Here is a 13,119-nt window from a genome sequence, read left to right as displayed (position 1 = left end):
TTTGTTCCAACTCTTTTTGTACCTCAATTTTTTCTCCTAGTAAGATAATGAAAGCACCCAATCACCACTGCTAGGATGGCAACATAGAGCATTTGAGTGGCTTCTAAAGGCACAAAAGCTCCTTGCAGGATAAAAGTATTGGCAAGTACGCCAACAAGGGCTGCAAGGCTCAAAAACGTGAGTAAGAGCATCTTGTATCGATTAAAAGGTAGGCTGACCTTTGCAACTAGACACAGACCATTGATCAAAGCAAGGAGGAAGCAAATAAATTTGACCTGACCTGGAACAGTGATAAAGAAGTTGGTCAGGAGAACACTAGCGACTAGAACGCCACCGCCAATCGCTGCGTTGGTCAGGATATCTCTCATAAAGTGATTGCTGACCTTTTCTTTATTGGACTCAAAGGTTAGGAAGAAGGATGGAATCCCAATCGTAATGGCTGAAATGATTGTAAACTGAATGGGGATAAAGGCAAATTCCAAACCAAATATCACACTTAGAATCGCAAATACAATGGAGAAGAAAGTCTTTGTTAGAAAGAGAGAGGCGACCTTTCGGATGTTATTGATGACACGGCGGCCTTCCATCAAGATATCATAAAATACTGCAAAATCATCTGTGAGAAAGACGATGTTGGAGACGCTTTTGGCCGCGCTAGTAGCACCATTCATGGCAAAACTAATATCTGCTTTCTTGAGAGCCAGAACATCGTTGACCCCGTCACCACTCATAGCAACTGTTTTACCAGCATTTTGCAAAACGGTCACCATCTTTTCTTTCTGCTCAGGTGTCACGCGACCAAAGATGTCATGTTCCAAGACCACTCTTTCAAAGTCCTCATCGCTCACCTTGGTCATATCAATTGCACGGGCTGATTCTTTAAATCCTGCTTTACGAGCCACCCCATATACAGCCACATGATTATCCCCACTGATAATCTTCACTTCAACACCTTGAGATTCGAAATAGTCAAAGGTTTCCTTGGTATTATCCTTGATTTCATCTGACAGAACGACATGCCCTAATAGTTCCATATCGGCTGGGCTTGTAATCTGGTCCTTGCTATGAGCAAGCGATAAGATTCGAAAACCTTGCTGTTTTAGATGTTCATAGTAAGGATCCATCGCTTGGGTAAAGCCTAGAAACTCATAGGCTCCGAAAAAGTATGTCCCACTGTCTTTTACTTGGACAAAGGAATACTTGTTTTTACTTGAAAAGGCACCTACCTCTTGAACGTCCCACTTTTTCTCACAGGTTAAGTAAGTCTTCAGAGCCCGCGACGTCGCATTTTCATCCTCAAAATAAGACAGATAAGAAGACAGTTTCTCTGCTAGCTTATCATCTATTTCTTGGACCTTCATATTACCAGTCGTGATGGTACCTGTCTTATCAAAACAAAGAACATCTACACGCGCCAAGGTCTCCACACAGTATAGTTCCTGCACCAGAACCTTCTTTTTAGCAAGCTTCATGGCCGCTACCGCCAGAGACACACTGACCAGGAGAATCAATCCCTCTGGTATCATGCCGACCAAGGCACCTGAACTTCCCAAGACAATCTCAACATAAGTCCGTCCCAGACTAAAACCTCTGACATAGAGCAGGATGGCAACTGGCACCAGCAAGATGGAGACGATTTTTAAAATCTTATCCATATAGTCCCGTAGTTGAGAAGGGTATTTTTTGAATTCCTTGCTGGATTTTGCAAGTTTGTTGATGTAGCTATCGGGACCCACAGCCGTTGCTCTGACGAGACAAGTGCCGCTGACGACATTGCTTCCGCTCATCAGCTTGTCACCAAATATTTTAAAGACCGAATCACTCTCGCCAGTCAGCAAGGATTCATCAACTTCAATATTCCCTTCAAGCACTTCTGCATCTACAGGAACCTGATCACCCAGATTGAGATGCAGATACTCGCCTAGAACAATATCCTCTGGGTCAATCTCAATCGTTTGACCGTCTCGATTGACCCTGTACTTACTTTTACCAAGCAAACTTAGTTTTTCCAAAGCATTTTTTGAACGCACCTCTTGGAAAATCCCGATAGCTGTATTGATAGCAATCACACCTAAAAAGAGCATATTTTCAAATCGCAAGGTTGTCGCTACCAAAACTGCCAGAGCCAAGTTCATGGCATTAAAAAAGGTAAAAATATTTGAAACGACGATTTCCTTGGTTGTTTTATAAGGTTTAATGTCACTAATATTTCGTTGACGATCCTTGATGTCTTGACTGCTTAAATACTTCATTTCTACTCCGATATCCTTTTGTACTACTATAGTAACACATATCTTTTCCTCTGTCACTTAAAGACTCAAAATAAGAAGGGCATACTTGGTAGGCATCATTTATCGCCACTTTAAGAAGTACTTAAAAAAGAAGCTAGGATTTCCCTAACCTCTTCTCTCTATGCTTTATTCTGCCAAGGCACCCATTGGGTCCCAAGGTGCGAGCACAATTGGTTCTGCTTCATAGGCGGCTTGTTCTTCTGCTGTCAGCAATTCTTTGCGAACAACGATTTGGTAGGTGTATTCGTCCATCCAAGCATCTGAGGCAACAAAGTAACCATCTGCGCCGACCTTGTCTCCCCAAGAGTTTTCAACCTTCCACTTGATTGACTTACCATTTTCATCCAAATCAACACCTGTCAAGACCATGGCATGAGTCATCAAACTTTCGCTGTAGTCCAAGCGTCCAGCCTTGTCTTGAGTGAGTTGAATGTCCATGCTTGATTCGAAGTCATAAACATCTGTCGCAAGGATTCCAGCTTTACGGTTGCTGAGCTGACCGACATCTGAACCAAACCAAACAGTCTCTCCTGTTTGCATTTGGGCAATCGCCAATTCTTTCAAGCGCTCCATTGGAACATTGATATAGCGAACTGCACGGCTACCAACCACATTTCCCAACATCTCAACTGTATAAGATTTGCCATAAGGCTTGTCGGCAGTTGGAGCATTGATCACAGAAACATAATCTTCTAAAGGCAGATTGACATATTTCTTGTAAAATTCCTGTGGCGTGATGCCCTTTTCGCTTTGGTAGTTGTTATCCTTATCACGATAAGTAAAGTCAAACTGGCGTGGTGGAAGTCCTAGTGACATAGCAAGGAAGTTAAAGACTTCTTGCAAGAGGTCTTCTTTCTTAGCTTGAACAGCCGCTTGGTCTGCACCAGATGCGAGCAAGTCACGCAAGATTTGGGCATCCTGACGAAGCAATTTGTTAAGGATAGCATTGAGTTCACGGCTATTGCTAGATGAAACAGACTCAGGGTAAACGGACTTAGGAACGACACCGTATTTCTCAAAGAGGGCAACGACCATATCCCATTGACCACCGTCTTGTTGAGGGGTTTGGAGTAGGAAGCTAACCTTGCGGCTCGTCAAGTCTTGGTCTGCAGTCGCAATGACTTGCTCCAAGAACCAGTTAGATTTTTCATACTTGTCCCAGAAGAAAGTGTGAGCCTGAGACAATTCAAAGTTCTCCAATTTGTATTGCGAAATGAGTTTGTGACGGAAAGTATTGAGGGCCGCAAACATCCAGCAACGACCAGATGCTTTCTGGTTAGTCACCTTGTCCTTGGTCAAATCCAATGAGAAAACAGGTGTGTTATCCACATGGCTTTGACGACGTTCTAGGGCTGCAAAAATTCCGTTGTGGCTGGCAGCATTTTCAATCGCTTGGTATTTGACATTTGCTTCATAGTTAGCAAATAGTTTATCAGTAAATGATTCTTGAATCGCGTTCATAGATTCCTCCTTTTATTCTACTGTCTATTATAACTCTTTTCACAAAGGAAGCAACTGAAAACATAAAAAGGCAAGGACATTCTCCTCGCCTTTTCTAAAATAAATCAAATTAAACAATACTCGCAAGGAGAACCTCTAACTCCTCCTTGGTCAGACGACGCCATTCTCCTCGTTCTAAATTCTCGTCCAAGGCTAAAGTTCCCATAGTCAAACGTTGCAGGTCCACTACTTCCTTACCACAGTATGCCACCATGCGTTTGACCTGGTGGAATTTGCCTTCAGCAATGGTCACGCGAACCAGACTTTGATTCTTTTCTGGATCTACTGACACAATCTCCAGCTTAGCTGGCTGGCAGGTAAAGTCCTTGAGCGGAATGCCCTTGGCAAATGTCTCCACATCTTCTTGGGTCATAATTCCCTCGACTTGTGCCAGATAGGTCTTATCTACATGACGTTTGGGTGAAAGCAACGCATGGGCCAGCTGACCATCATTAGTCAAGAGCAGGAGTCCATGCGTATCGATATCCAAGCGCCCTACTGGAAAGACTTCCTTTGCGCTAGCATAGTCATCTAACAAATCTAAAACTGTTCTATGCTTGGTATCTTCAGTCGCCGAAATGACTCCTTGGGGCTTGTTCATCATGTAGTAAACAAACTCCTCGTACTCTAGCACTTGACCGTCAAAGCGAATTTCGTCTTTTTCTTCATTAATTTGCAATTTTGCTGATTTTTCTTTCTTGCCATTGACCGTCACGCGTCCAGCCTTGAGCAAGTTTTTGACCTCTGTCCGACTTCCCACAGCGCAGGCAACTAAAAATTTATCTAATCTCATAGAACTATTATATCATACTCAAGAGGAGGCTGGTACAATGACCAACCTCCTTTTCTTTTTATACTCTTCAAAAATCAAATTCAAACCGCGTCAACGTCGCCTTGCCGTATAGATGTTACTGACTTCGTCAGTTCTATCTACAACCGCAAAGCAGTGCTTTGAGCAGCCTGCGGCTAGTTTCCTAGTTTGCTCTTTGATTTTCATTGAGTATCAGATTTAAGAAATTAACTTCCTCGTCTCCAGAAAATAGCTAAGACAACCATAGCACCTAAAACAGCTGGAACAACAGCTATCCCCGCTAGGTTTGGACCCCAAGTTCCAAAGAGCAAGTGCCCCAAAGAAGCTCCAATCCAGCCGAGAAACATTTTTCCAAAGCATCCCATGCTCTCTCCACGATTGGTCAAAGCACCTGCCAAGAGTCCCACTAGGAGACCAACAAACATACTTCCAAGCATAGCTTCTCCTTAAATTGCCCAATCTCCATTACGGAAGAGTGGTACGCGTGTTCCATCCTCACGGATACCATCGATATCCATTTGATTCGAACCAATCATAAAGTCAACGTGAACATCTGAACGGTTCAGTCCTGCAGCTTCAAGCTCTTCTTCGCTCATCTCTGCGCCACCAACGACGCTGGTCGCATAGGCTGCACCGATAGCCAAGTGGTTTGAAGCATTCTCATCGAAAAGGGTGTTGAAGAAGGTAATGCCTGACTGAGAAATTGGGCTTGGATCGGGTACCAAGGCACATTCCCCCAAGGCACGCGCGCCCGCATTTTCAAAGACAAGGTCTTTCATGACTTGATCGCCCTTTTCAGCAGTGATATCCACGATTTGTCCGTCTTTGAAGGTTACTTTAATCCCTTCAATGATATTTCCGTTATAGCTAAGTGGTTTTGTAGAAGTGACATAACCATCCGCGCGACGGAAGTCAGGAGCTGTGAAGACTTCCTCTGTCGGCATATTTGGCAAAAAGCCTTCGCCTTGAGCATTGACAGCACCAGCCGATTCCCAAACATGGTTCTTTGGCAAACCAAGTGTCAAATCTGTTCCTGGCGCTGTATAGTGAAGGGCTGAAAATTGCTCTTTATTAAGCATTTGAGCCTTGCTCTTCAAGATAGCTGCATGTTCTTCCCAAGCCTTAACAGGATCTTCTTCGTAGACACGGCAAGTCTTGAAGATTTGATCCCAAAGAAGGTCCACTGCTTCTTCATCACTTGCAGCATTTGGAAAGACTTTCTTAGCCCACTCAAGTCCAGCAGCGGCTGCCACAGTCCAGCTAACCTTGTTGGACTGAGTTGCGATACGCATTGGCTTCATAGCAAGTCCCATAGCTTTGGCAGAAGCCGAAAGCTTGTCAGCATCCACTCCGTTCAAGGCACCTGGATCAGATGAACGGACCCCGAGACGGCTAGCCTTGTTCTCCAAGAGATAGTTCATCTCAGCAATCTTGTATTCTGGTACATTGTCTAAACGCTCCATTGGCGCGTGGAGGAATTTCTCACGGTTAATGACATCATCTGTCCACTGAACGATAACCTCATGTGCTCCAAGTGCATATGCTTCTTTGACGATTAAATGCGCCAACTCACGTTGCTCCACATCGATAGAGAGGGCTAAAGTGTGCCCAGGTTGCACGTTAATTCCGTTCGCAACCAACAATTTCGCATATTTTTCTAGATTTTCTTTAAAATTTGGTAAAACCATTTTTGTTTCTCTTTTCTATTTTTATTTTTCTTTCAAAGCAGAGAATAATCCTGCTAAAGCAATAGCACCTGACAAGAGTGCTGTTGATAGAAGAATTGTCTGATCAGCAAGGTCTAATTGATACTCAAACACCTTTTCAGCAGGTTTGTCTTCCGCAAAAATTCTTAGTTTCATAATAACAACCTCCTCTTCTAGTATATCATATATAAACGGTAAATTTAAAAACAAGCCAACTAAAGCTTGTTTTTAACTACCTATCCAAGAATTGAAAATGCAATATACAACTATATTGACGTTCTTCTTATGATTATATTGACATAAAAAAGATGAGGTGATATTCTATAGATATACACTAAAAAATCCACAGGAGCAAAAAGATAATGGACGAAAATTTTAATAATGAAATTGCAAAACAAGTTACTAGTGCTATTCTGGATAAATACCTTTCACCTATTATTTCCAAAACAACTGACAAATTTAAAACGCTCTACAATGAGGTAAAAATTGATCTAGAAATTCCATTCCAATCTTATTTGACAAATTCTTATGAAAAATACAGTAAAATCAAAACGATTATCTACGGAATTGAGCCCAAAAGACTGTATGACTTTTTTGAAATCCCATTTTTAAAAAAAGGCTCAGACATCATCAAGCCCACTACAACAAAAGTACTAACTGATCTCTCAAAATTTTTAATCATTGAAGGTTCTGGTGGAATTGGTAAATCCACTCTCATGAAATACCTTTTTCTAAGTGAATTAGAATTAAAAGACTATATTCCTATTTTTATAGAATTAAAAGATTTCAACGACGAGGAACATTTAGATCTTGAAAAATTACTGTTAAAAAAACTAAATCAATTTCATAATACGTTCCAAGAAGAATATTTAAATTATGCACTTCAATCTGGATGCTTTTTATTCCTATTGGATGGCTATGATGAATTGTATAGCGAAAACCAAAAAGATTTTTTCAAGAAGTTAAATGATTTTTGTGACAAGTATCCTGAAAACCATTATATCCTTTCTTCAAGACCTTATAGCAAATCCGAATTCATTGAATTTCAACGTTTCGCAGTTTTAAAAGCTGTTCCTTTTACTAAGGAACAAGCTATAAGTCTTATTACTAAAATTGAATATCCAGATGAAGAACTCAAAAATAAATTTATTCGTGATCTAGAGAATGGTTTATATGATAGACATGAATCCTTTGCTTCAAACCCTCTGTTACTAAATATCATGCTCTCCACTTACAATGACTATGCAGAAATCCCGCAAAAATTACACCTATTCTACTATCAAGCCTTCGATACCATGCTCTCGAAGCACGATGCTACGAAAAGCTATCGACGAAAAATGTTATCAGATTTAAGTTCAGATACTTTTAAAGAATATTTTGCAATCTTCTGTTTTCTAACATATCAAAAAGCAAAAACAGAGTTTACCTTCCCAGAGATTGAAGACATTTTTAAAAAATTTCCTCCTCGAATTAAAAACGTTCTCAATATAGGCAATTTTATCCACGATTTAGAAAACTGCCTATGTGTACTATACAAGGAAGGAAACAGATACAAGTTTTCCCATCGTTCTTTTCAAGAATATTTTGTTGCTTATTTTCTAAATATACAAACGGATAGTAAAATGCGGGACTACAGCTTTCTTCTAATAGAATCAGGAAAATTTAGCTCTAGTGCAGATTCAGTATTTTTTATGTTAGAGGATATGAATACTCAACGTTTTAATAATAACATCTTAATCCCTTTATTAACTAGGTTTGAAGAAGCCAAATCTAAAGACGAGGACTTATTTGAATATTACATTCTCAATCTTCCCGTAAAAATTGATATTTCTCCTGATCCTAGCAACTCATCCTTTGTTTTAGGATTCTTCGGAGCAACAGATAAACTTCAGCGTTTTATTTATTATTTTTTCACAAATACTTTTTATTATCCAGCCTATCATACAATAGATAGTAATCCCCTAATATCATTTTGCGAAGATAATCATTTAATAGGACAAATTATCGGACCAGAAGACCTCATTGAAGATAAAGAATTATTGGACTTACTTAAAAAATCTTGGGTCGGCCAAAAAATACTTTCTCTCACTCACTACAAGCAGAAGTTGATAGAAGACTTAAAAGAAGAGGATATAGTCTTAGAGGACTAGTAATATAGCCGTTATATATTTATGTTCACAATTAAAAAATAACAGGATTGTCTAATCTCCTGTTATTTTTTTAATTATCAGACATCTCTATTCTATCGGTGGTAGCCTAATCTATTAAAACAACTCATCAAACAAACTCAACTGATTATCCTCTGGCATATTGCCGAGAATCCCCATTTCATCCATCTTTTCAACCAAGGTTGAGGAAAGTCCGCCACGTTTGCGGAGTTCCGTTTTAGAGAGGAATTCTCCCTCTTCACGCACTCGTACCAGTTGCTTAGCAACGTTCTCTCCCAGACCATCCATTGCGACAAATGGTGGGATGAGAGTGTCCCCATCGATGATGAATTCAGTCGCATCACTACGATAGAGATCTAACTTGCCAAACTTAAAACCACGTTCCCACATCTCATTGACAATCTCAAGAGTGGTATAGAGGTCAATCTCCACATTAGAGGCTTCATTATTCTTCCGTTTTTCAGCGATTTCTTCCATTCTACGCTTGATGGCATCCAAGCCCGCGCCCATGGTCTTGATATCAAAGGCCTTGGCACGGATTGAGAAGTAAGCACAGTAGTAATAAATGGGATGGTGAACCTTGAAGTAGGCTACGCGCAAGGCCATCATAACGTAGGCTGCCGCATGGGCTTTAGGGAACATGTACTTGATTTTTCCACAAGATTCGATATACCACTCTGGCACCTTATTGGCCTTCATGGCTTCGATGTAGCCATTTCTCTCCTCTTCTGAAATCTTCAACCACAAGCCCTTACGTACCCGTTCCATGATGGTAAAGGCCATCTTAGGTTCAAGACCCGCATGCATGAGGTAAACCATGATGTCGTCCCGACAACCGATAACGGTTGATAGGTCCGCAATCCCTTGCTTGATCAGATCCTGGGCATTTCCCAACCACACATCAGTACCGTGGGACAGACCTGAGAGCTGAAGCAACTCCGCAAAAGTCGTCGGATGCGTTTCGTCTACCATCCCACGTACAAAGTTTGTTCCAAACTCTGGAATCCCCAGCATGCCCGTCGGCGTTCCGATTTGCTCCGGCGTCACCCCAAGTACATCCGTCCCAGAAAAGAGGGCCATCACGCCTTCATCATCCATAGGAATTTCATTAGGGTCAATCCCAGACAAGTCCTGCAATTTTCGAATCATGGTCGGATCATCATGCCCCAGTACATCGAGTTTGAGGACATTCTCATCGATATCATGGAAGTTAAAGTGAGTCGTCTGCCATTCAGCCGTCACGTCATCTGCTGGATATTGGACAGGCGTAAAGTCGTAAACATCCATGTAGTTAGGAATAACAACGATTCCCCCTGGATGTTGTCCTGTAGTCCGCTTGACACCAGCCGCACCCTGAGCAAGGCGTTCCACCTCTGCATCACGATAAAACTTCCCATAGTCTCTCTCATAGCCCTTTACAAATCCATAGGCAGTCTTGGCAGCCACCGTACCAACCGTTCCTGCACGGAAGGCATATTCCTCACCAAAGATATCACGGACATCCAAATGGGCGCTAGGCTGATCTTCTCCCGAGAAGTTCAAGTCAATATCGGGAACCTTGTCCCCATCAAAACCAAGGAAGGTCTCGAAAGGAATATCCTGTCCATTTTTGCTAAGTTTATGACCACAGTTTGGACAATCCTTATTAGGCATATCAAAACCAGAACCGTAAGAACCATCTGTGATAAATTCACTATACTGACACTGACCACAGACATAGTGAGGAGAGAGAGGATTAACCTCCGTAATCCCAATCATGGTCGCAACGAAACTGGAACCGACAGATCCACGAGAACCAACCAAGTAACCCCGTTCATTGGAACGTTGCACCAGCATCTGGGAAGCCAGATAAATCACGGCAAATCCATTCCCCAGTATGGATGTTAATTCTTTTTCAATCCGTAAATCAACTATATCTGGCAGCGGATTTCCATAAATCTCAAAGGCCTTCTTATAGGTCAACTCAGCAACCGTTTCTTCCGCCTTGTCGATGAAAGGCGTATACAAGTCACCCTTAACAATCTCAACAGGTTCAAAAATTTCTGCCAAGGCATTGGTATTTTCAATGACTAATTTGCGTGCTAAATCCTCTCCCAGAAAGGAAAATTCATCCAACATCTCATTGGTCGTTCGAAAATGAGCTTTTGGAAGAGGAGCTGGTTGGGCATGTTCACCATGACCGATGGTTCGGTTAATCATAGCCCCTTGTCCCAAACTACGGACGATAATTTCACGATAAATCTCTTCTTCCGGTTCGATATAGTGGACATTTCCCGTAGCTAGAACAGGCTTGCCAAGACGGTCTCCGACCTCTATCAAACTCTTGATAATGGTCTGGAGTTCCTCCATATCCTTGACCTGCTCCTTGGCGATCAATGGCGCATAGATAGCTGGTGGCATGATCTCGATAAAGTCATAATACTTGGCCACCTCAACCGCCGCATCCACACCTTGGGAAACGACCGCATCAAAAACTTCACCTTCTGAACAGGCTGAACCTAAAATCAAACCTTCCCGATGGGCATCTAGGACCGTTCTCGGAATCCGGGGCACCCCTTCGAAGTACTTGGTGTTGGACAAAGAAACCAACTTAAAGATATTCTTCAGCCCCACTTGATTCTTGACATAGATGGTGGCATGCTTGATTCGAGCTTTTTTATAAGAATCTGAACTGATCAAATCAATGTTGAGTCTAGCTAGATCGGTCACACCATGTTTTTCTGCTACCTCTTTGATAAAGATAAAAAGCAAACGACCAGTGGCTTCCGCATCGTAGTTGGCCATGTGGTGATGTTCCAAAGCCACACCAAAACGCTTGGTTAAAGGCCCCAGTCCATGACGTTTATACTCAGGGTAGAGGTTTCTAGCAAACTCTAGCGTATCGATAACTGGCTGGCTAATTTTAGGCAAACCGTGACGCTCATAGTTGGCATTCATAAATCCAACGTCGAAGGTGGCATTGTGGGCGACTAAGACTGTATCCTTGCAGAATTCTTGAAATTCTTGCAAAACTTGTTCCAGTGGTTTAGCATTTTTGACATGATCATCTGTAATTCCAGTCAACTCAGTTGTAAAAGCTGACAAGGGATGCCCAGGATTGATAAATTCATCAAATTCGGCGATAACATTCCCCTTGTACATCTTAGAGGCCGCAACCTGAATCAGGTCATTATAGATAGCTGAAAGCCCCGTCGTTTCCACGTCAAAGACCACGTAGGTCGCTTCTGATAAGTCCATTTCCACTTCGTTATAGACGATAGGAACACGGTCTTCAACGATATTGGCTTCCATTCCATAGATCAGCTGGATTCCCGCTTTCTTGGCTGCCTTATAGCCATGTGGGAAGGACTGAACATTTCCATGGTCCGTGATGGCTACCGCCTTGTGTCCCCACTTAGCAGCTGTCTCAACGATTTTTTCTACCTCTGGCAGAGCATCCATGGTCGACATATTAGTATGAGCATGAAACTCAACCCGACGCTCACCTTCTGGCATCAAATCCTTCCGCTCATAGTGAACAACTTCCTGCACATCCTGCACGTTCATGGTCAAATCGCGTGTAAAGTTATTCATCTCTACATTCCCACGAACACGGAGCCAAGAATTTTTCTTGATGATATCAAACTTCTGAGCTTCTTCTTCATTCTTAACCCATTTTTGCATAGAGAAGCTTGAACTATAGTCCGTCATCTTAAAGTTAATCAAGACACGACCTGTTCTGGTCACTTTATGCTCGACGTCAAAGACTACCCCTTCAAAGACCAAACGATTTTCCTCAGTCGTCACATCAATCATCTGGGTAACTTCTGCCTTATCTAGTTTTGGCTTAGCCGCAGCTTTTTTAGCCTGAAAGTCAAAGGTCGGTTTCTCTTCTACTGGAGGAGGGGACATTTGTTCCAGTTGCTCCATAGCACGCAAAGCTTCTTCGTTAGCAGCTTGAACGATCTGCTCATTCTCCGTATAGAAGGCTTCCTCCTGCTCTTGTGTAAGGGCATCATTCTTCTCGATTTGGCAGACAAAAACAGGAAAACCAAATTTTTCAAGTTGTTTTGCTAGATTAGGAAGATGATTCTTCTTAAAGTGTTCCTTATCAATCGCCTCTGACCCTTCAATAAAGAGCTGATTTCCCTCCGCACGAACGTTTAAATTCTGGTAAAGAGATTTAAACCCCTGACTTGCACATGGACCTTCAGAAAAAGCCTCTCTATAATAGGCCTGCAAGAGTTCATTAGAGAATTCTTGAGAAAGAGCCTTGATTTCGAAAACAGCTCGGTTTCCTGTCTTAGAAAATTCTTCACTAAGCCCTTTCTTTAACTCTAAAAAGATTTCAATCGGTAAAATTTTAGAAAATACAAAATGAAATTCCCAAATCTTACTAATCTTATGAACCACAACACGCTCAATGCTTGCATCAATAAGAGCCGAATCCTGTCTCAATTGTTCAGAGATTCCTAGTTGATTCATTAAAATTTCAAACTTACTTGACATTCATTTCCCTCACATTGTTCTCTTACTATTTTACCACAATTAAGACAATTTTATCGATAGTACCATGACTCCTCAACAAGAAGATTGGTTAGTGAAGCCGTCAGTTCCGTAATGTTTATGACCATTCTAAACTGAGAATCCTTATAAAGTAAAAG

Annotated in this window: 8 protein-coding genes; 1 reads left to right on the top strand and 7 read right to left on the bottom strand. The window is 41.7% G+C overall.

Features of this window, described 5'->3' with window-relative positions; translation table 11 throughout:
* Positions 1-23: 23 nt before the first annotated feature.
* The 6 genes from DF216_RS02960 to DF216_RS02935 form a co-directional block, all read right to left on the bottom strand.
* Entirely contained in the window at positions 24-2,252 is a 2,229-nt protein-coding gene (locus tag DF216_RS02960; protein ID WP_129325914.1) for an HAD-IC family P-type ATPase, read from the bottom strand.
* Between the two features lie 165 nt (positions 2,253-2,417).
* Positions 2,418-3,752: an aminopeptidase C gene (pepC, locus tag DF216_RS02955; RefSeq protein ID WP_129325913.1), complete on the bottom strand. Its 1,335-nt coding sequence runs from the start codon at positions 3,750-3,752 to the stop codon at positions 2,418-2,420.
* A gap of 109 nt (positions 3,753-3,861) precedes the next feature.
* Entirely contained in the window at positions 3,862-4,584 is a 723-nt protein-coding gene (locus DF216_RS02950; protein ID WP_129325912.1) for a pseudouridine synthase, read from the bottom strand.
* A 224-nt stretch (positions 4,585-4,808) separates the two neighbouring features.
* The gene (locus DF216_RS02945) at positions 4,809-5,039 is read right to left on the bottom strand and encodes a GlsB/YeaQ/YmgE family stress response membrane protein (RefSeq protein WP_084971872.1); all 231 of its coding nucleotides are present in this window, start codon (positions 5,037-5,039) and stop codon (positions 4,809-4,811) included.
* Between the two features lie 9 nt (positions 5,040-5,048).
* Positions 5,049-6,290 (bottom strand): aminopeptidase, encoded by a 1,242-nt coding sequence (locus tag DF216_RS02940; RefSeq protein ID WP_129325911.1) that lies wholly within the window; start codon positions 6,288-6,290, stop codon positions 5,049-5,051.
* A 21-nt stretch (positions 6,291-6,311) separates the two neighbouring features.
* Entirely contained in the window at positions 6,312-6,464 is a 153-nt protein-coding gene (locus DF216_RS02935) for a hypothetical protein (protein ID WP_000776623.1), read from the bottom strand.
* Positions 6,465-6,670: 206 nt separating this feature from the next.
* Here DF216_RS02935 and DF216_RS02930 point away from each other — a divergent pair, with 206 nt between their 5' ends.
* Positions 6,671-8,458, top strand: coding sequence for an NACHT domain-containing protein (locus DF216_RS02930; RefSeq protein ID WP_240659314.1), 1,788 nt, complete (start codon positions 6,671-6,673; stop codon positions 8,456-8,458).
* Between the two features lie 114 nt (positions 8,459-8,572).
* Here DF216_RS02930 and DF216_RS02925 read toward each other — a convergent pair whose 3' ends face one another.
* Complete coding sequence (locus DF216_RS02925) at positions 8,573-12,964, bottom strand: PolC-type DNA polymerase III (protein ID WP_129325909.1); 4,392 nt, start codon at positions 12,962-12,964, stop codon at positions 8,573-8,575.
* Positions 12,965-13,119: the final 155 nt, after the last annotated feature.

This window comes from Streptococcus oralis (assembly GCF_004127215.1).
GTDB classification, from domain to species: Bacteria; Bacillota; Bacilli; order Lactobacillales; family Streptococcaceae; genus Streptococcus; species Streptococcus oralis_BD.
Note: the sequence above shows the minus strand (reverse complement) of the source record. Positions and strands in the feature narration are given on the sequence as shown.

Excerpts from the sequence above, each read along its gene's own strand:
- DF216_RS02960 (WP_129325914.1), bottom strand. The coding sequence starts at position 2,252 with ATGAAGTATTTAAGCAGTCAAGACATCAAGGATCGTCAACGAAATATT.
- pepC (WP_129325913.1), bottom strand. The coding sequence starts at position 3,752 with ATGAACGCGATTCAAGAATCATTTACTGATAAACTATTTGCTAACTAT.
- DF216_RS02950 (WP_129325912.1), bottom strand. The coding sequence starts at position 4,584 with ATGAGATTAGATAAATTTTTAGTTGCCTGCGCTGTGGGAAGTCGGACA.
- DF216_RS02945 (WP_084971872.1), bottom strand. The coding sequence starts at position 5,039 with ATGCTTGGAAGTATGTTTGTTGGTCTCCTAGTGGGACTCTTGGCAGGT.
- DF216_RS02940 (WP_129325911.1), bottom strand. The coding sequence starts at position 6,290 with ATGGTTTTACCAAATTTTAAAGAAAATCTAGAAAAATATGCGAAATTG.
- DF216_RS02935 (WP_000776623.1), bottom strand. The coding sequence starts at position 6,464 with ATGAAACTAAGAATTTTTGCGGAAGACAAACCTGCTGAAAAGGTGTTT.
- DF216_RS02930 (WP_240659314.1), top strand. The coding sequence starts at position 6,671 with ATGGACGAAAATTTTAATAATGAAATTGCAAAACAAGTTACTAGTGCT.
- DF216_RS02925 (WP_129325909.1), bottom strand. The coding sequence starts at position 12,964 with ATGTCAAGTAAGTTTGAAATTTTAATGAATCAACTAGGAATCTCTGAA.